Here is a 20,248-nt window from a genome sequence, read left to right on the forward strand (position 1 = left end):
CACGATGGCGTATCCCGACCCCGGGACGACCCGCCCGGTTCGTCGTACGGTGGGATGCGTGAACTCTCGGACCCCCGCCCCGACCGCCTCCCGCCCTGCTCTCGCCCGCCTGGCCGCCCTCGTGGCCGCGCCCGCCGTGCTCACCGCCCTGGTGGCCGCGCCCGCACCGGCCGTGGCCGCCGGCACCGACGCCCAGCAGCGCTACCAGGGCGCCGCCGTGCGCCAGACCAACGGCGAGCGCACCGACCGCGACCTGGTCGCCCTCAAGCGCCAGAAGTGCGTGCAGAAGTACGCCGTGAAGCAGGCCCGCTGGATGGCGGCCAACGAGACCATGGCCCACCAGAACCTCCAGCCGATCCTCTCCGACTGCGGCCTGAGCAGCGTGGGGGAGAACGTCGCCTACGGCTACGCCAGCGGCAAGGCGGTCGTCGCGGCGTGGATGGACTCGCCCGGGCACCGCGCCAACATCCTCGAGCCGTCCTACCGCCTGGTCGGCCTCGCGGCGCGCACCGACGACGACGGCACCTGGTACGTCGCCCAGGTCTTCGGTCGCAAGTAGGCCCCGCTCGCCCGGGGACGTACCCTGGGCCCGTGGCAGGACCCGATTACGACACCGAGATCAAGCAGCTCCAGGCGACGATGCGCACCATCGAGCAGGTGCTCGACATCGGCGCCATGCACAAGGAGATCGCCGACCTCGCTGAGCAGGTGGCGGCGCCCGACCTCTGGGACGACCAGTCCAACGCGACCCGCGTGACCGGTCGCCTCTCCGACCTCCAGGGCCAGGTCGACCGCTTCGCCGCCCTGGAGAGCCGCATCGAGGACCTCGGCATCCTCGCGGAGCTGGGCCAGGAGGAGGGCGACGCCGACTCGCTGGCCGAGGCCGAGCGCGAGCTGGGCAAGATCAAGGCCGCGGTCGAGGGCCTCGAGGTCCGCACCCTGCTCAACGGCGAGTACGACGCGCGCGAGGCGCTCGTGACCATCCGCGCCGGCGCCGGCGGCGTCGACGCCGCCGACTTCGCCGAGATGCTGCTGCGCATGTACACCCGCTGGGCCGAGCAGCACAGCTACCCCGTCGAGGTCTTCGACACCTCCTACGCCGAGGAGGCCGGGCTGAAGTCGGCCACCTTCGCGGTCCACGGGGCCTACACCTACGGCACGCTGAGCGTCGAGGCCGGCACCCACCGCCTCGTGCGGATCAGCCCCTTCGACAACCAGGGCCGCCGCCAGACCTCCTTCGCGGCCGTCGAGGTCGTGCCCGTGCTCGAGCAGACCGACGAGATCGACGTGCCCGACGAGGAGATCCGCGTCGACGTCTACCGCTCCGGCGGCCCGGGCGGGCAGTCGGTCAACACCACCGACTCCGCGGTGCGGCTGACCCACATCCCCACCGGCACCGTCGTGTCGTGCCAGAACGAGAAGAGCCAGCTGCAGAACAAGGCCAGCGCCATGGTGGTGCTCAAGGCCAAGCTGCTGGCGCTGAAGAAGGCCGAGGAGAAGGCCCACCTCGACGGGCTGCGCGGCGACGTGCAGGCCTCGTGGGGCGACCAGATGCGCAACTACGTCCTCAACCCCTACCAGGTGGTCAAGGACCTGCGCACGACCTACGAGTCGGGCAACCCCTCCGCGGTCTTCGACGGCGACCTCGACGGCTTCCTCGAGGCCGGCATCCGTTGGCGCCGCGGCAGCGAGAAGGCCGACGAGAACTGACCGCCCGACCGCTCAGCGCGGCCGCACCACCCGGGACCACGCGCTGAGCGGGCTCGCGCCCTGCGCGTTGAGCGCCGTCACCGCGAGGCGGTAGCGCCCCGCGCCGAGCCGCAGGCTCGCGCGCCGGCGCTCGGGGGAGAGCAGCGGGCCGGTGCTGGTGCGCACCACGGCACCGTCGCGGTCGAGACGCTGGGCGGTGACCCGCCACCCGGTCACCGCGGAGCCGCCGTCGTCGACCGACGGCGTCCAGCGCACCGCGAGGGTCAGCGGCCGCCCGGACCGGCCGGGCCGCACCCCGTCGAGCACCGGCGCACCCGGCGCCGTGACCTCGACCGGGTCTGGGACCGGGTCGGGCTGCTCGCTGCTGTCGGCGCAGGCGCCGACCACCGAGAGCACGTAGGAGCCCAGGCTGCCGTAGTCGTCGTAGCCCGTGCTCCAGCCGCCCGCGCCGACGCCGTCGACGGCCACCCACAGCGGCTCGTCGGAGACCGGCAGCGACACGGTGGCCCCCATCCCGGTCAGCCGGCCCTGCACCGACTGCACCAGCGGGTCGGCCGTGGCCAGCGTGGCGCCGGAGGCGTCGAGGAGGCTCAGCTCGAGGTCGAGGTCGGGGCTGGCCAGCGCGGTCGCACCGGTGACGGAGACGGGCCCGGTGCACGGGCCGAGCGCGAACACGTCCACGTCCTCCCGTGTCGTGACGTACGCCGGCCCCGCGGGCGGCGCGGCGGCCGCGGTGGCGATGTCGGCCCCGGCCTCGTCGGCCCGCAGCGGCAGGCCGTGGGTGGCGATGAGGGCCAGGTCGTCCTCGGTGCTGGTGGCCCCGGCGTAGGAGCCCTGGCTCCACTGCACGACCGGGCGACCGGTCGAGCCCATGATGGGGCCCCAGAGGCCGTGGCCGCCGTAGTAGTCCCGGGTGCCGTAGCCGTCGTGGCTCAGCGAGAGGTTGTGGCCGACCTCGTGGGAGACGGTCTCGGCGATGCTGGCGACGGCGTCGTAGTAGGCGGTGAAGGCCCAGGCGGGCTGGTAGCGGGCGTGGCTGCGGGTGGCGTCGAAGACGTCGAGGTAGGCCACGCCGGTGCAGCCGGGGTCGCCGCAGATCGCGGCGTGGGCGCGGGCGTCGCCGGTGATCATGGCGACCGTGCCGTACTCCTGGTCGGCCTCCCCGGAGCGGTCGATGCGACCGGGTGGGGGCGCCTCGGTGGTGACGTCGACGTCGAAGGGCGCGAAGTCCTCGGCGACGCGCTGCCACACGACCTGCACGACGGCGCGCTCGGCGGGGGAGAAGGTGGACGGGTCGCCGTCGAGGTCGTAGCCGGTGACGGCGCCGTCGGGGAAGGACGCGTCGTTCCACGCCGTGCCGGCCACCGTGCCGCCGTCGACGTCGAGGTAGATCGTGCGCCGCGAGCCGGGGAGGCTGTGCAGCTCGAAGGTCTGGTCGTCGGGGAAGGGGGCCGCGAGGGCCTGCGCCTCGCGGGCGGCGTCGGGGGCCTCGGCGGGCTCGGGCCGGTGCGGGTCGACGTCGCGGAAGAGGACCCTGCCGCGCTCGTCGACGCGGACCGTGGGGTCGCCGGTCAGCAGGTCGACCAGCGCGGTGGCGGTGAGGTCGTTGCGTGCCGCGGCGTCGTCGAGACGCCCGCCCAGCAGGCGCACGGCGCGCTCGCCGCCCGCCGGGGCGGGGAGGAGCCGGGAGGTGCCGGGCGCCGGGGACGCCGGGTCGGGGGCGGGGGCGGTTGCGGGGGCGGTTGCGGGGGCCGGCGCAGCGCCGGCGCCGGCGAGCGTGCCGCCGAGGCAGGCGAGCACGGCCAGCGTCGCGACGATCGTGCGGCGTGGACCGGGCCGGGCGTGGTGGCGCAGCGACATGACGGGTCTCCCTCCCGCCGGGAGGCTAGTCGCGCGGGACCCTCCCGCGGGCGGCTTCGCCCGGATCCGTGCCCGCCCGCGGGCGGGAGGTCAGCGTCGGGAGGTCAGCGTCGAGGGCTCAGGAGGTGGCGGAGCCGGCCAGCGCCACGGCGGCGCACCAGCGGCTGCCGCGCTCGAGGAGGTCGGCCCGCTCGGTGGAGCGCGGGAGGGTGAGCGAGCAGGAGAGCCAGGCGTCGCCGAAGAGGCCGGCGTACTGGACGCGGGTGACGGGTCCGGCCTCGCAGACCAGGCCGAGCGAGGGGGCGCCGTACTGCTCGGCCTGCCGCGGGCGGGTGCAGCCGTCGGCGGTGGCCAGCGTGCGGACCAGCTCACGGGCCCGGTCCTTCGGCACCGGGGGAGCGAAGACCCAGGCCCGCGCCGCCTCGCGGTCCTCGCCGCTCCAGGTGCAGCTCCACTCGTGGGCGACGTCGCGCACGCCCCCGGTCAGCTCGACACGCTCGCCGTTGGCGTAGGACTCGGCGTCGGCCGGCGCCCCGCCCAGCGCGTCCTCGACCGCCGCGGGATCGACGGTCGGGCACAGGTCGCCCCGGGTCACGGCCAGTGTCGTGGTGTCGAGGTCGGCCAGGCCCGCCGGCGGGGCCGGCGACGCCGACGGGGTGGGCTCGCCCGGTGCGGGCGCGTCGTCGCCTCCGGTGCACGCGGCCAGGGCCACGACGAGGGCGAGCGCCACCACGGCCAGCCGGGCGGCGGTCGTGGTGCGACCCGCGAGGGGGCGGCCGGAGACGGTCATGTGAGCCACGATACGAGCGTCGCCGGGGCGGGCGTCGAGGTCCCCACGCGGGTGGTCGCCTGGCGTACGCTCCTGCGGGTGATTCGCTTCGAGAAGGTGACCAAGACCTACCCCGGCACGGGCGCGCCCGCCCTCGACCAGGTCAGCGTCGACGTCGAGAAGGGCGAGTTCGTCTTCCTCGTCGGCGCCTCGGGCTCGGGCAAGTCCACGGCCCTGCGCCTGGTGCTGCGCGAGATGCGGCCCACCGACGGTCGCGTCTACGTCGCCGGCAAGGAGATCAACCGTCTGGCGGGCTGGAAGGTGCCGCGGCTGCGGCGCCAGATCGGCACCGTCTTCCAGGACTTCCGGCTGCTGCAGAACAAGTCGGTGGCCGAGAACGTCGCCTTCGCCCTCGAGGTGATCGGCAAGTCCCGCTCCGAGGTCCGCTCGACGGTGCCGGAGACGCTGGAGCTCGTGGGTCTCGAGGGCAAGGCCGACCGCATGCCCGACGAGCTCTCCGGCGGTGAGCAGCAGCGCGTCGCGATCGCCCGCGCCTTCGTCAACCGGCCGATGATCCTCATCGCCGACGAGCCGACCGGCAACCTCGACCCGACCACGTCGGTCGGGATCATGAAGCTGCTCGACCGGATCAACCGCACCGGCACCACGGTGGTCATGGCCACCCACGACCACGGCATCGTCGACCAGATGCGCAAGCGCGTCATCGAGCTCGAGGACGGCCGGGTCATCCGCGACCACGCCCAGGGCGTCTACGGCTTCCAGCACTGACCTGTCCCTCCGGGACCGACACACCCCCGGGCCGCGGCCCGGACCACCTCAGGAGATCTCCCTCCCCTCATGCGCTACGTCTTCTCGAACCTCGGCCAGGGCCTGCGACGCAACCTCTCCATGCACCTGGCGGTGATCCTCACCCTCTTCGTGTCCCTCACCCTCGTCGGACTGGGACTGCTGGTGCGCGCCCAGGCCGAGAAGGCCGTCGACCAGTGGGGCAGCGAGCTGCAGATCACCGCCTTCCTCTGCCGCTCCGATGACCCCGACCCGAACTGCCAGAGCGCCGTGACCGACCAGCAGAAGGAGGAGATCGAGCGGGTCGTCGAGGCCAACCCCGAGGTCGAGTCCTACTACTTCGAGTCGCAGGCCACGGCCTTCGCCAAGGCCAAGGAGCTGCTGGGGCCCGACGAGGCCGACCGCTTCGAGGGGCCCAACGCGATCCTCACCGAGGACGACCTGGCCGAGTCGCTGTGGATCACGCTCAAGGACCGCGACGAGTACCAGGGCATCACCAGCGAGATCGTCGGGCTCGACGGCGTCGCCAACGTGCGCGACCAGCGGGAGGTGATCGCGCCGCTGCTCAAGATCATGACCGCGATGCAGGTCGGCTCGCTCGGGGTCGCGGTCTTCTTGGTCGTGGCCGCGCTGCTGCTGGTGGCCAACACGATCCGGCTGGCGGCCTTCGCCCGACGCAAGGAGATCGGGATCATGCGCCTGGTGGGCGCCTCGACGGTCTACATCGCGCTGCCGTTCCTGCTCGAGGCGGTGGTGACCGCGTTGGTCGCGGTGGGGCTCTCGGTCGTCTCGCTGGGGGCGTTCATGTACTTCGGCGTCGAGCAGCGGTTCACCGACTACCTGGGCTTCATCCCGTGGGTGGGCGTCGACGACTACCTGCTGACCGTCGCCGTCGTGGCCGTCCTCGGGCCGGTGCTCACCCTGCTGCCGACACTCCTGCTGACGCGCAAATACCTCAAGGTCTGAGCACGGCGGGTTACCGTCGACCCGCTCTCTTCCCCGAGCAGTCCCCGATCAGTCGAAGGCATGACGTGCGCTCCTTCCCCAGCGCCGCCCGCCGTCGCCTGGCGTTGGTCCTCGCGACCTCAGCGCTGGCGACCGGCGCCGTGGCCGTCCCATTCGCCCAGGCAGACGACGACCTCCAGGACCAGCAGAAGCAGGTCGAGAAGCAGATCGAGCGCGCCCACGACGAGCTCGACGAGACCAGCGCCGCGATGCGCCGGGCCCAGGGCGCCCTCGACGCCGCCCAGGCCGAGCTGGACGCCGCGGTCGCCGAGCTCGCCGCCGTGCGCGAGCGGCTCGACGCGGCGCGCGAGCGCGACGCCGAGATGGCCGAGGCCCTGGCCAAGGCCGAGGACCGGCTGACCACCGCCGAGAGCGACCTCGCCGAGGGCCAGCAGGCCCTCGCCGACCAGCGCACCGAGGTGACCGACTCGGTCAACGAGCTCTACCAGCAGGGCGACCCGCAGCTGATGTCGCTCACCGCCCTGATGAACTCCGGCTCCCTGGGCGACCTCACCCGCCAGCAGCAGACCGACCGCGTCATCTCGAGCAACCAGACCGAGGTCTACGACGAGCTCGACGCCGCCGAGGTCCTGCTCCAGGTGCGCGAGGACCAGCTCTCCGAGGCCCGCGACGACGTGGCGCAGCAGCGCGAGGCGGCCGCGGCCAACCTCGCGACGATGCGCGCCCTCACCGCCCAGGCCGTGGCCGGGCGCGAGAAGGTGCGCGACAAGGTCGCCGTACGCCTCGACGCGCGGCGCGAGGCGTCGGCGGCGCTGGCCAAGGACCGCGCGCTGCTGTCGCGGCTGCGCAACCAGGAGGCCCGGATCAAGCAGCAGATCATGGAGGCGGCCCGGGCCTCGCGCGGGACGAGCGTCTCGGCGTCGGCCGACGGCTTCCTGCTGCCGCCGGTGACCGGCCCGGTCACCTCGCCCTTCGGGATGCGCACCCACCCCATCTACGGCTACTACAGCCTGCACGACGGCACCGACTTCGGCGTCGCCTGCGGCGAGGGCATGCGCGCCTCCGGCGACGGCACCGTGATCTCGAAGTACTACTCCTCGGTCTACGGCAACCGGCTCTACGTCAACCTCGGCCAGGTCAACGGCAAGAACCTCACCGTCGTCTACAACCACGCCTCCGGCTACCGCGTGGACGTCGGCGACCGGGTCTCGACCGGGGAGATCGTGGGCTACGTCGGCGACACCGGGTGGTCCACCGGCTGCCACCTGCACTACACGGTGCTGGTCAACGGCAACGCCGTGGACCCCATGACCTGGATGTGACCGCAACCCGATTGACCCGACCTGGGACAATGGACGGATGGCCAGGGAGCAGGGGCGCAAGCTCATCGCGCAGAACAAGAAGGCGCGTCACGACTACCTCATCGAGGACGTCTACGAGGCGGGCCTGGTGCTCGTCGGCACCGAGGTGAAGTCGCTGCGCCAGGGGCGCGCGTCGCTCGTGGACGGCTTCGTCGACATCGACCGCGACGAGGCGTGGCTGCACGGCGTGCACATCCCGGAGTACTCCCAGGGCACCTGGACCAACCACTCCGCGCGCCGCAAGCGCAAGCTGCTGCTCAACCGGGTCGAGATCGACAAGATCGAGCGGCGGGTCTCGGAGAAGGGCCTGACGATCGTGCCGCTGTCGCTGTACTTCCTCGACGGCCGGGCCAAGGTCGAGATCGCCACTGCCAAGGGCAAGAAGACCTGGGACAAGCGCCACGCGCTCGCCGAGCGCCAGGCCGTGCGCGAGACCGAGCAGGCCGTGGGTCGCCGGATGAAGGGCATGCGTGACTGACGTCGCGCCGGTGCGCGCGTTCTGGGAGGGCCTCGGCCTGCCCGGGCTGTACGACGTGCACACCCACTTCCTCGCGCCCCCGGTGGAGCGCAAGGTCCACGCCGTCTTCGACGCTGCCGGCCCGAAGATCGGCCGGCCCTGGCCCATCCGCTACCGCCTGCCCGTCGAGGAGCGCGTCGCGCTGCTGCGCGCGATGGGGGTGCGGCGCTTCTCGACACTGCCCTACGCCCACCGCCCCGGCATCGCCGGCTTCCTCAACGAGTGGGCCGCGGGCTTCAAGCGCGACGTGCCGGAGTCGCTGTGGTCGGCCACCTTCTACCCCGAGCCCGAGGCCGGCGACTACGTCGCCGCGTCGATCGAGGCGGGCGTCGAGGTGTTCAAGGTGCACGTGCAGGTGGGGGAGTTCGACCTCGACGACCCGCTGCTGACCCCGGCGTGGGGCGCGCTCGAGGACGCCGGCACGCCGGTGGTGGTGCACGCCGGCCACGCACCGGTCGGCAACGACTTCACCGGACCCGCGCCGATGGCGCGGCTGCTGGCGGCCCACCCCCGGCTCACCGTGGTCGCCGCACACCTCGGGGCGCCGGACTACCTCGACTTCGCCGACCTCGCCGCGCGCTACGAGCGGGTCCACCTCGACACCACCATGGTCTTCACCGACTTCTGGGACACCGACTACCCCGACGGGCTCACCGAGCGGCTGCGCGACCTGCAGTCCCGGGTGTTGCTCGGCACCGACTTCCCGACCATCCCCTACCCCTACGCCCACCAGCTGGAGTCGCTGGCCCGCCTCGACCTGGGCGAGGACTGGCTGCGCGACGTGTGCTGGCACAACGGGATGCGGCTGCTCGGTCCCGCCTGAGTCACCCGGCGCGGACGAGGGTGGTCCAGCCGTGGGGGTTGGTCCAGGTGTAGGTGCCGTCGGGATGCCGGTGGTAGCTCCAGGGTGGGCTGCCTTCGGAGCCGGTGGTCTTGAGTCGGTGGTGGTGGCGGCACAGCGGGGCGAGGTTGGAGGGGTGGGTTTGGCCGGGTCTGCCGCCGTGGTCGAGGGGTCGGTAGGGGGTGATGTGGTCGAGGTCGCAGCGTCGTGAGGGCACGGTGCAGCCGGGGANGGGGTGGGTTTGGCCGGGTCTGCCGCCGTGGTCGAGGGGTCGGTAGGGGGTGATGTGGTCGAGGTCGCAGCGTCGTGAGGGCACGGTGCAGCCGGGGAAGACGCAGCGTAGGTCGCGGATGGTGACGTGTTCGCGCATCCAGGGTGGTGGGTCGTGCCGGTCGACGGCGCCGGCGGTGGTGGGGTCGAGGTCGATGACGGGTCTCACGTAGACCTTGGTGCCAAGGAGCCAGCGGCGCAGGGTGGTGGTGGAGACGACGCCGAGGCCCTCGACGACCGCGGNCCGGCGGTGGTGGGGTCGAGGTCGATGACGGGTCTCACGTAGACCTTGGTGCCAAGGAGCCAGCGGCGCAGGGTGGTGGTGGAGACGACGCCGAGGCCCTCGACGACCGCGGTGCCGGGCGGTGGGCCGGTGCGGTCGATCTGGGACAGATGGCTGGTCTCGTGGTGGCGATGGACCGCTGTGGGGCGCAGGTCGGGGCCGGTGGTGCGGTACGGGTCGCCCGCAGGGTGCTGCGGTGCGGGCTGCTCCTCGGTGGCCTGCGCCTCGGTGGTGGGGTGGCTTCGAGACGCTCGCTGCGCTCGCTCCTCAGCCACCGGGGCCGKGGCCTGTCCGGCGGTGGTCTCGGGGTCGTTGCCCGCGGCGGGGCTTCGAGACGCTCGCTGCGCTCGCTCCTCAGCCACCGGGGCCATGGCCTGTCCCGCGGGGACGGTCTCGTGGTCGGCGGGGGTGGGGAGGTCCCACGGATCGGGCAGGGGCTCTTCCGCCGGGGCCTCGACGGGTGACGGGGGCTCCTCCGGCGCTGGTTCTTCCCTACTCGTGCGGGTTGTGTCGAGGGCGGCGAGGGTCTCGGCGCGTGCGAGGTCCTCGGGGCGCAGGTGGACGTAGACCACCCGCTCCTTCGCAGTCGTCGACTCCACCGAGTCCAACGCCGTCAACCCCTGGGCGCGGTCGGTGATCACCCCGATCGCCCTGGCTTTACGGACCTCCAGCGACTCGACCACTGCTCCGGTCGAGGTCTGGTGGCGGCCGAGCTCGGCGGCGGTGGCGCAGATCAGGTCGTGGAAGCGGGTGAGGTCCTGGGTGTCACCGGTGGCCTCGAGCCAGGAGGTGCCCGAGGCGGAGCCGCGGTCGATGTCGTGGGTCACCCGGACGTTCCACCCACCGCGGGCTCGTTCTTCGAGGGCGGCCTGGGCGTGGGGGTCGTGCCTGGCGGCTGCCTCGGTGACGAACAGCTCGATCCGTCGTGCCCCGAGGCTCTGCACGCGGGGGCCGAGGGCGGCGACCTTGCGGTCGACGTACGCGGCCCCGGTGTCGTTGAGTACCTGGGTCTGGGAGGCGATGCGCCGGGCGCGCCAGCCGGGGAGGGTGAGGTCGTCGACCATCGCCCAGATGCGTGGGAGGCGGTGGACGAGCTCCATGACCTCGGCGAGGTTGCAGCCGGCGTTGAGCGGCGACATCTCCAACGCCAGCGCGAGGGGTTCGGCGGCGAACTCGTCGAGGCCGTGGCGGATCATCCCGGGCACCGACCACGCGTAGGCCCGGTCGGGGTTCAGCGCTCCCCAGCGGGCCATGACGCGCAGGGTGCGGCGCTCGGCGGCACGTACCGAGCGGGCGGTGTCGGCGGCGTACTCCAGGACCTCGTCGGCGTCGAGGGAGTCGACGTCGACCACGGCGCCGGTGGTGTCGAGGTCGAGGAGCATGGACCTAGTTTATTCGAACACGCATTCGATGACTAGGTGTACGGATCAATCTGTGGAGGGGGTTGTGCTGTCGCGTGAGGGTGGTTTCGAGACGGTCGCTGGGGCTCCCTCCTCAACCACCGTGCGGCTGTGGTTTCGAGACGGTCGCTGGCGCTCCCTCCTCAACCACCGTGCGGCTGTGGTTTCGAGACGGTCGCTGGCGCTCCCTCCTCAACCACCGGGGATGCTGGGGCTCCCTCCTCCACCACCGGCGACAGCGGGTGGGACAGTGGGCGTGGGGCGTCGTACTGCGTCCTGACCCGATCCGAAGGACACCATGACCTCCCGCTCCGCCGTGCGCCGCACGCTCGCCCTCGTCCCCGCCGCCGTCATGGCGCTGTCGCTGACCGCCTGCGGCGGGTCCGACGACTCCGCCGAGCCGGAGGGCGATGCCAGCGCCTCCACCTCGGAGTCCTCGTCCGAGGACGCCTCGGAGCCCGCGGAGGACTCCGGCGACGACTCCGGCGACGAGGCGACCGGCCAGGACTACGTCGACCTCATCACCGTGCTCTTCGAGCAGCAGGCCCCCGAGGGCGGCTACGACTCCGCGGAGGACTTCAACGCCCAGGCCGACTTCCCCGAGGGCGTGTCGGTCGGCCGCTTCGAGAAGGCCGACCAGGAGGTCTGCATCCAGGACACCGACCCGGCGATCGCGCTGGTGTTCTCGGTCAACGACGCCCGGGTCGGCCTGGTCGAGGGCTCCTGCGACGACGGCGAGGAGCAGGCCGCGGTCGTCTCCAGCGGGGGCAACGAGACCGAGCTCGAGGGCGACGAGGACCTCGCGACCCCCGTGCGCGACTACCTGCTCGAGGGCACGGGCGGCTGAGCGGCCCCGCGCCCGACGTCGCCGGGAACAACCGGCGGCGCGGGCGCGCTAGGATGGACGAGCACCACAACTCAAGAGGGGCTGATCGGTTTCGACTTGGGACGTTAGTCCCAGGGGAAGCGGGTCGAGGAGCCAGCGTCATCTCGTAAACGATCGCTGGAAACCAATAACTGCCAACGCTAAGCGCAGTTCCTTCGCTCTCGCCGCCTGAGCGGTGATCGAAGCGTCAGACCGGGCATCCGTCTCCGTCCCGGACCCTGGCGTCATCTAGGAGACTTGCTGCTCAACTCCTGTCAGGGGGGTTGATCGGGACTTAATCCTGACTGGGCCTGTCGGCGACGCGTCTGCGCGAGCGCCGGGGCCGAGAAAAGCGACATCGCAGACTGCACCCGGAGAAGACCTGGTTCGACGCTCGAGGACGCGGGTTCGATTCCCGCCAGCTCCACCACCACGGGGTCTTCGCAGAACAAGCGCGGAGACTTCGCAGAATCGCCGGTGCCGGTGGGTCACCCCGCCGGGAGCCAGCCCTCTTGAACGAGAGCCGCTCTGACACTCGTCAGGGCGGCTCTCGTGCCTCTGGACTTGTCATTGCGTCTGCTCGCCGTCGTGGGTAGGGCACCATCGGGGACGTGACCGAACTGGGAGCACTCCGGACGACACAAGGCACCGCCAGCCTGCGGCGAGCTGTCATCGAGGACGTTCCGAGCATCGTGGAGCTCTTGACCGACGACCCGCTGGGCGCGGGGCGGGACGGGACCGACGACTCCGACGGGCTGCAGCCGTACCTCCGGGCCTTCGCAGCCGTCGACGCGGACCCTGCACACCTTCTCCTGGTAGCCGAGAACCACGGCAAGGTCGTGGCAACCATGCAGCTGAGCTTCCTCCCGGGACTCGCACGTCGCGGCGCCCTTCGAGCACAGATCGAGGCCGTGAGGGTCCACGCCGACCTGCGCAACAGCGGCCTTGGGCAGGCTCTCCTCCTGTGGGCGAGGGGAGAGGCTGAGCGTCGCGGTTGCGCGCTGATCCAGCTCACCAGCGACAAGCAGCGTCCCAAGGCGCACCGCTTCTACGCAGGCCTCGGTTTCACCGCCTCGCATGAGGGCTTCAAGCTGGAGCTGTAGGTTGAGTTCGACGGGCCGGGCCCGCCTGTCGCATGGCGACCACCAAGTCCGGATGCGAGTTCGCCGGTGGGGTGCTGAATCCGTCCTCTGGGGGTGCACACCGGCGAGCCGGTTCGCGGAATGCGACTCCTGACCTGGTGAGGAGGGTTCTGCGAACACCCCACCACCACACACCGGTCCGCAGCCTCACCGCGGTCCAGCCCTCTTGACGCTGAGCCCCCTCGGCACCGCCGAGGGGGCTCTGCTGCGTCTGCCACCGGGGTCCGACCAGCCCCTAGGCGGGCTCGACCGGCAGCCACAGGTCGCACGTCGCGGTGCCGGCCGCGGCGTCGTAGGCCTGCACCGCCACGATCTCGGGGCCGGGGCGCAGGCGCCACGGCTGCGAGGGGAACCACGAGGTGGCGGTGGCGGCCCACGTGTCCTGCAGCACGGCGGGGTGCGGGCCCTCGGTGCGGAAGACGGCCCAGGTGCCGGCCGCCACCTCGAGGACGTCGAGGCCCACCGGGGGAGCCAACGTGGTGGCGACGCCCTGGAGGTAGGTGAGCCCGGTGCCCTCGACGCGGTCGGGGTCGAGGTCGTCGCTGACCGACAGCACGCCCCGCGGCTCGATGTCGTTGAGGCGCCTCAGGCCCTCCAAGGACCCTGCGGGGATGGAGGCGACGTGGTCGGCGATGGCCTGGTTGACCCCCTCGTGGACCAGCGGCACGCGCGCGGCGTGGCCCACCAGGCGCAGGGCGGGCAGGGTGACGATGCGGGTGTCCATGGGGACGCTCCCTTCGACGCTCAGGTGGAACCTGAGCCGTGGTTGTATGCGTGTGGGACCACCGTGACGTCGTACGTCGCCCGGACCGGCGCCGTGCACCGCGCGGAACGCCCGCCCGAAGGCCTCGGTCGAGCCGTAGCCGTGGCGGACCGCGATGGTGAGCAGGTCGTCGTCGGTGCCGACCAGGTCGGCCGCGGCCAGCGACATGCGCCGGCGCCGCACGTAGTCCGACAGGGGCATGCCCGCCAGCGACGCGAACATCCGGCGCAGGTGGTGCTCGCTGGTGCCGCCGCGGGCGGCGAGCGCGGCGACGTCGACGGCCAGCGACGGGTCGTCGGCGAGCTGGGCCTCGACGGCGTCGACGGTGAGGTTGAGTACGGCGATCACGGGTCCCTCCTTCCGCTCACCAGCCTCGCTGGCCCGGCACCCCTCGCGCCCGATCATCGCGGACCGATCCGGTCGGCCCGGCCGTGGCCCCGGCCGCCGGTGGGGGCCTAGGGTCGCCGCATGGCGCAGGTGCACCGGCTCTCGCAGGAGCAGGCCCGGCGGATCACGCTGCGGGCCCAGCTGCTCGGTCGCCCGCGGCCCGACGACGTGCTCGCGACGCTGCGCCACCTGACCCGCCTGCAGCTCGATCCCACGGCGGCGGTCGCGCCGAGCGCCGACCTCGTGCTCTGGAGCCGGATCGGCGACGACTACGACCCCCGCGAGCTCGAGGACCTGCTGGCCCAGCAGCGGGTGGTCGACCTGCGCGGCTTCGCCGTGCCGGCCGAGGACGTCGCCCTGTGGCGCGCCGAGATGGCGGCCTGGCCCGGGCCGGGGGAGCTGCGGCCCTGGCAGGAGCGGCTCGCCGGGTGGGTCGAGGCCAACGACGAGAGCCGCCGTGAGGTGCTCGACCGGCTGCGCACCGACGGCCCGCTGCCGACGAGCGCGCTGACCACGCGGTTCGCGGTGCGGTGGACCTCGAGCGGGTGGAACGACGACCGCTCGCTGCGCCGCCTGCTCGACCTCCTGGTGCAGCGCGGCGAGGTCGCCGCGGCCGGTCGCGAGGGCAGGGAGGCGCTGTGGGACCTCGCCGAGCGCGTCTACCTCGACCAGGCGCCGGTGCCGCTGGAGGAGGCCTGGTCCGAGCGCGCGCGCCGCACCCTCGTCTCGCTGGGCCTCGACCGGCAGCGCTCGGGGGCCGCCGCCCTCGGCGCCCCGCCGGGGGAGCCGGCCGTGGTCGAGGGCCTGCGCGGTCGCTGGCGGGTCGACCCCGCCGCCCTGGCGCGTGCCGACGAGCCCCTGGCCGGGCGCACGGTGCTGCTCTCGCCGCTGGACGCGGTGGTCAAGGACCGCCGTCGCCTCACCGACCTCTTCGCCTTCGACTACCTGCTGGAGATGTACAAGCCGGCGGCCTCACGGCGCTGGGGCTACTGGGCGCTGCCGGTGCTCGACGGGGAGCGCCTCGTGGGGAAGGTCGACGCCACCGCCGACCGCCGTGGGGGAGTCCTGCACGTCGACGCCGTGCACGAGGACGTGGCCTTCGACGCCGACCTGCGAGGGCGGGTCGAGACGGAGGTCGAGCGGCTCGCGGGCTGGCTGGGGCTGGAGCCGGCTCAGCGCTGAGCCGGGCGCGAGGGGTCGTGGCGGACGAGCCCGAGGGCGAAGTCGACGTACTGCTCGGCGACCTGCTCGGCGGTGGCGGCGCCGTCGCGGCGGAACCACTGCGCCAGGGCCGTGCACATCGTGACGACCGCGCGGGCGGCCTCGTGGGGGCGGGTCGTGGCGAAGACGCCGGCGCGCACCCCGGCCTCGACCTCGACGTCGACCAGCGCCTGCTCGGCGCGGCGCAGGGCGGCCACCCGCTCGCGCGCGCCGGGCTCCAGGCTGCGCATCTCCGAGGCCCCGACGAAGGCCAGCTCGCGGCGGTGGGTGTGGTAGAGCGCGAGGCACTCCACGAGGTGGGTGAAGCGGCTGACGGGGTCGTGCCCCTCGGCCAGGGCGGCGGCGGTGCGGGCCTGGAGGTCGTGCATGGTGAGGTCGAGGAGCGCGACCAGCATCTCCTGCTTGCTGGCGTAGTAGTGGTAGAGGCCGGGCACCGAGAGCCCGGCCCGCTCGGCGATCGTGCGCATGGTCGCGCCGTGGTAGCCGAACTCCAGGAAGGACGACAGCGCCCCCGCCAGCGCGGCGTCGAGCTCGAGCGGCGGCAGGTGGCGCCAGTCCTCGACCGAGGGCGCCGATCGCGGGGGCGCGGCGCCCGCCGGGCCGTCGCCGGTGGCGCCGAAGAGGTGGTCGACCGGCACCTCGAGGGCCTCGGCCAGGTGGGCGACACGCTCGCTGGAGACCCCGGTCTTGCCGTTCTCGATCGCGCTCAGCGTGGCCGAGCTGACACCGAGCACGTCGGCGAGCTGACGCAGCGTCAGGCCGCGGCGGTGCCGCAGCGCCCGCACGGCCAGGCCGAGGGCGGAGCGGTGGTCGGGGGTGGGGTCGGTGATCGGTGGCTCCTCTCGGGTCCGGGTCGCCCGGCGGCGTGGCGGTCGGGCGCGGCGACGATCCTGGCACAGGTCGCACGTTTCAGCATCCCTGAATTCCTCCGCCGCACGGGAGCGCGTCGCCAGGGCCTGCTCGACCCTTGACAGCGGTCCAGTGGTCTTGCACTGTGAGGCGCGTCATAGTGAAACCCGAGTGTGCGTTCGCTCGCTCGACCCGTGCGTCCAGGAGGACAGATGACCGACTCCACCGTGCCCCCGCTCGACGAGCTCCTCAAGGACTCGCCCACCAACTGGGGCAAGTGGGGGCCCGACGACGAGGTCGGCGGGCTGAACTACCTCGGCCCCGAGCAGGTCGTCGCGGCCGCCGGGCTGATCAGCTCGGGCAAGGTCTTCACCCTCCAGCGCCTCATCGGCGACCCGAAGGGCGACCCGGTGTGGCCCGGCCGCACCCCGGCCGAGCGCACCCAGATCCTCGACGAGTCGAACTGGGACGGCGACGACGGGCCGGCCTTCCCCGGCGGTCTGCACTACGCCGACGACAAGATCAACGCCTTCCTCCAGGGCTCCACGCAGTACGACGCCCTGGGCCACGTCTGGTACGGCGGGCAGCTCTGGAACGGCTACGACGCACGCACCACCATCGGCGGCCTCGACAAGGCCAGCATCCAGCCCATCGCCGAGCGGGGCGTGGTCGGTCGCGCGGTGCTGCTCGACATGGCCCGCTTCCGCGGCAAGGAGACGCTGGCCGCGGCCGAGACCTACACCCACGAGGACCTCCTCGCCTGCGCCGAGGCGCAGGGCGTCGAGCTGCGCAAGCGCGACATCCTCATCATCCGCACCAACTACCTCCAGCTCTTCTTCGAGCTCGGCGACAAGTTCTACGAGGGCTTCTGCGAGCCGGGCCTGGTCTACAGCCCCGAGCTCGTGCAGTGGTTCGCCGACATGGAGATCCCCAACCTCGTCACCGACACCATCGCCAACGAGGTCACCTTCGACCCCAACAACGGCGTCGCCCTCGTGCTGCACAACGCCCTGATGCGCAACCTCGGCGTCACGCTCACCGAGATCGCCGACCTCGAGGCGCTCGCGGCCGACTGCGCCGAGGACGGCCGCTACGAGTTCTTCTACGCCGCCGCCCCGCTCAAGGTCGCCCAGGGCAGCGGCGCCCCGGTGAACCCGATCGCGATCAAGTGAGGGGCGCCGAGACCCGATGAGCGTCTACGACGAGCGCCCGTGGCTCGGGCTCTACGCCGGTGAGCCCGCCGACCTCGAGCCCGAGCACACCGACGGCCTGGCCATGTTCCGCGCCGGTCTCGCCGCCGACCCGACCGGTGACGCCGTGCGGTACTTCGACGGGGTGCTGACCCGCGAGGAGCTCGACGCCCAGAGCGACGCGCTCGCCGTGGCGCTGCTCGACAGCGGCTTCGAGCGCGGCGACCGGCTCGCGGTCTACCTGCAGAACGTGCCGCAGTTCGTGGTGTGCCTGCTGGCGACCTGGAAAGCCGGCGGGGTCATGGTCTCGATCAACCCGATGAGCCGGGCCCGGGAGCTGACCTACCTGCTCCAGGACTCCGGGGCGCGGGTGCTCGTCGCGCTCGAGACGCTCTACGACGAGGTGGCGCGCGACGTCGTGCCGGGATCCTCGGTCGAGCTGGTGCTCACCACCAGCGAGCTCGACTACCAGACCCGTCACGACCCGCGGCTCTTCGCCGGTGTCACCCGCCAGCGCCACGCCGGCACCGACGACCTCGTGGAGTTCCTCGAGGCCCGCCGGGGCCAGCGGCCCCCGCCGGTGGAGCTGGCGCCCGACGACGTGGCCTTCCTGACCTACACCTCGGGCACGACCGGGGTGCCGAAGGGGGCGATGAACACCCATCGCAACATCGTCTTCACCGCGCGCGTCTACCGCGACCGGGCGCGCTTCGCCCGCGGCGGCTCGGTCTTCGGCATCGCCCCGCTCTTCCACATCACCGGGCTGATCGGCCACATCGCGATCAGCTTCGCCGCGCCCCTGCCGCTGGTGCTGGCCTACCGCTTCGAGCCGCAGGTCGTGCTCGACGCGCTGCTGGAGCACCGGCCGACGTACACGATCGGGGCGATCACGGCCTTCAACGCGCTCTTCAACTCCCCGGACTTCACCGAGGACCACTTCGCCTCCTTCACCTCGGTCTACTCCGGCGGCGCGGCCATCTCGCCGACCGCGGAGCGGGCCTTCAAGGCCCGCACCGGGCTGCAGGTGCACAACGCCTACGGCCTCACCGAGACCACCAGCCCGATGACGCTCACGCCCTTCGGCGCCCCCTCGCCGGTCGACCCGACCTCCGGGGCGCTCTCGGTCGGCGTGCCCGTGCCGAGCACGGTCGTGCGGATCGTGGGGGAGGACGGCGCGGACCTCCCGCTGGGCGAGGTCGGCGAGATCGTGGCCGACGGCCCCCAGGTCGTGGCCGGCTACTGGGGCAAGCCCGAGGAGACGGCGGCCAACCTGCCCGGCGGGGCGCTGAGGTCCGGCGACGTGGGGTTCATGGACCCCGAGGGCTGGATCTTCATCGTCGACCGCAAGAAGGACATGATCAACGCCTCCGGCTACAAGGTCTGGCCGCGCGAGGTCGAGGACGTCCTCGCCGAGCACGACGCCGTGCGCGAGGCCGCCGTCGTCGGGGTGCCCGACGAGGTGCGGGGCGAGACCGTCAAGGCCTTCGTCAGCCTCAAGGCCGGCGCGAGCGCCACCCCCGAGGAGCTCATCGCGCACTGCAAGGAGCGCATGGCGGCCTACAAGTACCCCCGCCAGGTCGTCGTCATCGACGAGCTGCCCAAGACCGTCACCGGCAAGATCCTGCGCCGCGAGCTGCGGGGCTAGCCGGCGTCGGCCGGCCCCGCCGCCGGCCCCGCAGCCGGCTCAGACCCGGGTGGAGCCCGGCGGCAGGACGGGCTCGCGGCCCAGCTCGGCCTTGGCGATCGAGCGCAGGTGGACCTCGTCGGGACCGTCGAAGAGGCGCATGGCGCGGTGCCAGCCGTACATCGCGGCCAGCGGCGTGACGTCGGTGACGCCGGCCCCGCCGTGCACCTGGATGGCCCGGTCGATGACGGCGGTGGCGGCGCGGGGCACCGCGACCTTGGCCATCGCGACCAGGGACGCGGCCGCCTTGTTGCCCTCGGTGTCGATGACGTGGCAGGCGCGGTGGCACAGCAGGCGGGCCTGGTCGATCTCCAGCCGCGACTCGGCGATCTGCTGACGCACCACGCCCTGGTCGGCCAGCGGCGAGCCGAAGGCCACGCGCTGCTGGGCGCGGGCCACGAGCAGCGCCAGGGCGCGCTCGGCGGCCCCGAGGGCGCGCATGCAGTGGTGGATCCGGCCGGGGCCGAGCCGGGCCTGGGCGGCGGCGAAGCCGCCTCCTTCCTCTCCCACGACGTTCGCGACCGGCACCCGGACGTCCTCGAAGGTGACGACGGCGTGGCCGTGCTGGTCGTGGTGGCCGAAGACGGGCAGGTCGCGCACCACGGTGACGCCGGCGGTCTCGCGCGGCACGACCACCATGGTCTGCTGGCGGTGCCGGACGGCCTCGGGATCGGTCTTGCCCATGACCACGAAGAGCGCGCAGCGGGGGTCCATGGCCCCCGAGGTCCACCACTTGCGGCCGTTGACGACGTACTCGTCGCCGTCGCGCTCGATGCGGGTGGCGATGTTGGTGGCGTCGCTGCTGGCGACGTCGGGCTCGGTCATCGCGAAGGCCGACCGGATCTCGCCGTCGAGCAGCGGGCGCAGCCAGCGCTCCTTCTGGGCCTCGGTGCCGAGCAGGTGCAGCAGCTCCATGTTGCCGGTGTCGGGCGCCTGGCAGTTGATGGCCTCGGGGCCGAGGTCGTTGCTCCAGCCGGACAGCTCGGCGATCGGGGCGTACTCCAGCTGGGTGAGCCCGGACTCGTGGGGGAGGAAGAGGTTCCACAGCCCCTGCTCGCGGGCGGTGCGCTTGAGGTCCTCGATGACCGCCGGCACGCGGTGGTCGTCGGGGCCGCCGGCGAAGGCCTGCTCGGCGTAGGTGGTCTCGGCGGGCAGCACGTGGTCGCGCATGAACGCGACCATCCGGTCATGCAGCTCGACGGCGCGGGCCGAGGGGGCGGGCAGGACGAGATCGGGGTGATCGGACACGAGGCTCCTGAACGTGGGCCGAGCGATCGCTCGGGGCTGCTTCACCATGCCACCCGCCCCGGGGTGGCGCAAGGCCCGATGTGACGGGCGGGGGAGTGGTCTGGCAGGCTTAATG

General features: G+C 72.8%; 17 protein-coding genes and 1 other RNA gene. 13 read left to right on the top strand and 5 right to left on the bottom strand.

Annotation, left to right across the window (positions count from 1 at the left end):
- The first annotated feature begins 58 nt into the window (after positions 1-58).
- Positions 59-559: a CAP domain-containing protein gene (locus ASF50_RS03625; RefSeq protein ID WP_056903517.1), complete on the top strand. Its 501-nt coding sequence runs from the start codon at positions 59-61 to the stop codon at positions 557-559.
- Between the two features lie 32 nt (positions 560-591).
- Positions 592-1,710 carry a peptide chain release factor 2 gene (gene prfB, locus ASF50_RS03630; RefSeq protein ID WP_056863612.1) on the top strand — a complete coding sequence of 373 codons (1,119 nt, stop codon included), beginning with the start codon at positions 592-594 and terminating at the stop codon, positions 1,708-1,710.
- Positions 1,711-1,722: 12 nt separating this feature from the next.
- Here prfB and ASF50_RS19395 read toward each other — a convergent pair whose 3' ends face one another.
- The gene (locus ASF50_RS19395; protein WP_056903518.1) at positions 1,723-3,570 is read right to left on the bottom strand and encodes a hypothetical protein; all 1,848 of its coding nucleotides are present in this window, start codon (positions 3,568-3,570) and stop codon (positions 1,723-1,725) included.
- A 118-nt stretch (positions 3,571-3,688) separates the two neighbouring features.
- Positions 3,689-4,360 (bottom strand): hypothetical protein, encoded by a 672-nt coding sequence (locus tag ASF50_RS03640; RefSeq protein ID WP_056903519.1) that lies wholly within the window; start codon positions 4,358-4,360, stop codon positions 3,689-3,691.
- A 78-nt stretch (positions 4,361-4,438) separates the two neighbouring features.
- Between ASF50_RS03640 and ftsE the strand changes: the two genes are divergently transcribed.
- The 8 genes from ftsE to ASF50_RS03685 all read left to right on the top strand — a co-directional run bounded on the left by ftsE (position 4,439) and on the right by ASF50_RS03685 (position 12,752).
- Positions 4,439-5,128, top strand: coding sequence for a cell division ATP-binding protein FtsE (ftsE, locus tag ASF50_RS03645; protein ID WP_056864531.1), 690 nt, complete (start codon positions 4,439-4,441; stop codon positions 5,126-5,128).
- A gap of 69 nt (positions 5,129-5,197) precedes the next feature.
- A complete protein-coding gene (gene ftsX / locus ASF50_RS03650) occupies positions 5,198-6,112 on the top strand; it encodes a permease-like cell division protein FtsX (RefSeq protein ID WP_056863615.1) in 915 nt (304 codons plus the stop codon).
- A 140-nt stretch (positions 6,113-6,252) separates the two neighbouring features.
- On the top strand, positions 6,253-7,434 hold the full coding sequence (locus ASF50_RS03655; protein ID WP_235557542.1) for a peptidoglycan DD-metalloendopeptidase family protein: 1,182 nt from the start codon (positions 6,253-6,255) through the stop codon (positions 7,432-7,434).
- 37 nt (positions 7,435-7,471) lie between these two features.
- Complete coding sequence (gene smpB, locus ASF50_RS03660) at positions 7,472-7,951, top strand: SsrA-binding protein SmpB (protein ID WP_056863617.1); 480 nt, start codon at positions 7,472-7,474, stop codon at positions 7,949-7,951.
- Entirely contained in the window at positions 7,944-8,813 is an 870-nt protein-coding gene (locus ASF50_RS03665) for an amidohydrolase family protein (protein WP_056903520.1), read from the top strand. The genes smpB and ASF50_RS03665 overlap by 8 nt, the downstream gene beginning before the upstream one ends.
- 2,269 nt (positions 8,814-11,082) lie before the next feature.
- Positions 11,083-11,631, top strand: coding sequence for a hypothetical protein (locus tag ASF50_RS03680; RefSeq protein WP_056903523.1), 549 nt, complete (start codon positions 11,083-11,085; stop codon positions 11,629-11,631).
- A gap of 77 nt (positions 11,632-11,708) precedes the next feature.
- Positions 11,709-12,079: a transfer-messenger RNA gene (gene ssrA, locus ASF50_RS18330) on the top strand.
- A 181-nt stretch (positions 12,080-12,260) separates the two neighbouring features.
- On the top strand, positions 12,261-12,752 hold the full coding sequence (locus ASF50_RS03685) for a GNAT family N-acetyltransferase (RefSeq protein ID WP_235557543.1): 492 nt from the start codon (positions 12,261-12,263) through the stop codon (positions 12,750-12,752).
- Between the two features lie 274 nt (positions 12,753-13,026).
- Here the strand turns inward: ASF50_RS03685 and ASF50_RS03690 are convergent, their stop codons facing one another.
- Entirely contained in the window at positions 13,027-13,902 is an 876-nt protein-coding gene (locus tag ASF50_RS03690) for an AraC family transcriptional regulator (protein WP_056903524.1), read from the bottom strand.
- Positions 13,903-14,022: 120 nt separating this feature from the next.
- On the opposite strand from ASF50_RS03690, the gene ASF50_RS03695 reads away from it, so the two are divergent.
- The gene (locus ASF50_RS03695; RefSeq protein ID WP_056903525.1) at positions 14,023-15,123 is read left to right on the top strand and encodes a DNA glycosylase AlkZ-like family protein; all 1,101 of its coding nucleotides are present in this window, start codon (positions 14,023-14,025) and stop codon (positions 15,121-15,123) included.
- On the opposite strand, the gene ASF50_RS03700 is transcribed toward ASF50_RS03695, so the two are convergent.
- Positions 15,114-16,136, bottom strand: a complete 1,023-nt coding sequence (locus ASF50_RS03700; RefSeq protein WP_321163135.1) for a TetR family transcriptional regulator — start codon at positions 16,134-16,136, stop codon at positions 15,114-15,116. The two genes, ASF50_RS03695 and ASF50_RS03700, sit on opposite strands and share 10 nt — an antisense overlap.
- Positions 16,137-16,223: 87 nt before the next feature.
- Here ASF50_RS03700 and ASF50_RS03705 point away from each other — a divergent pair, with 87 nt between their 5' ends.
- On the top strand, positions 16,224-17,183 hold the full coding sequence (locus ASF50_RS03705) for a cyclase family protein (RefSeq protein ID WP_056903527.1): 960 nt from the start codon (positions 16,224-16,226) through the stop codon (positions 17,181-17,183).
- Between the two features lie 16 nt (positions 17,184-17,199).
- Entirely contained in the window at positions 17,200-18,846 is a 1,647-nt protein-coding gene (locus ASF50_RS03710) for an AMP-binding protein (RefSeq protein WP_056903528.1), read from the top strand.
- Between the two features lie 39 nt (positions 18,847-18,885).
- Here the strand turns inward: ASF50_RS03710 and ASF50_RS03715 are convergent, their stop codons facing one another.
- Positions 18,886-20,133 (bottom strand): acyl-CoA dehydrogenase family protein, encoded by a 1,248-nt coding sequence (locus ASF50_RS03715; protein ID WP_056903529.1) that lies wholly within the window; start codon positions 20,131-20,133, stop codon positions 18,886-18,888.
- Between the last annotated feature and the right edge of the window lie 115 nt (positions 20,134-20,248).

The sequence above is a fragment of the Nocardioides sp. Leaf307 genome (assembly GCF_001423135.1).
Taxonomy (GTDB): domain Bacteria; phylum Actinomycetota; class Actinomycetes; order Propionibacteriales; family Nocardioidaceae; genus Nocardioides; species Nocardioides kribbensis.

What these genes read in the sequence shown, in the direction of transcription:
- ASF50_RS19395 (WP_056903518.1), bottom strand. Translation starts at nt 3,570, where the DNA reads ATGTCGCTGCGCCACCACGCCCGGCCCGGTCCACGCCGCACGATCGTC.
- ASF50_RS03640 (WP_056903519.1), bottom strand. Translation starts at nt 4,360, where the DNA reads ATGACCGTCTCCGGCCGCCCCCTCGCGGGTCGCACCACGACCGCCGCC.
- ftsX (WP_056863615.1), top strand. Translation starts at nt 5,198, where the DNA reads ATGCGCTACGTCTTCTCGAACCTCGGCCAGGGCCTGCGACGCAACCTC.
- smpB (WP_056863617.1), top strand. Translation starts at nt 7,472, where the DNA reads ATGGCCAGGGAGCAGGGGCGCAAGCTCATCGCGCAGAACAAGAAGGCG.
- ASF50_RS03680 (WP_056903523.1), top strand. Translation starts at nt 11,083, where the DNA reads ATGACCTCCCGCTCCGCCGTGCGCCGCACGCTCGCCCTCGTCCCCGCC.
- ASF50_RS03695 (WP_056903525.1), top strand. Translation starts at nt 14,023, where the DNA reads ATGGCGCAGGTGCACCGGCTCTCGCAGGAGCAGGCCCGGCGGATCACG.
- ASF50_RS03705 (WP_056903527.1), top strand. Translation starts at nt 16,224, where the DNA reads ATGACCGACTCCACCGTGCCCCCGCTCGACGAGCTCCTCAAGGACTCG.
- ASF50_RS03710 (WP_056903528.1), top strand. Translation starts at nt 17,200, where the DNA reads ATGAGCGTCTACGACGAGCGCCCGTGGCTCGGGCTCTACGCCGGTGAG.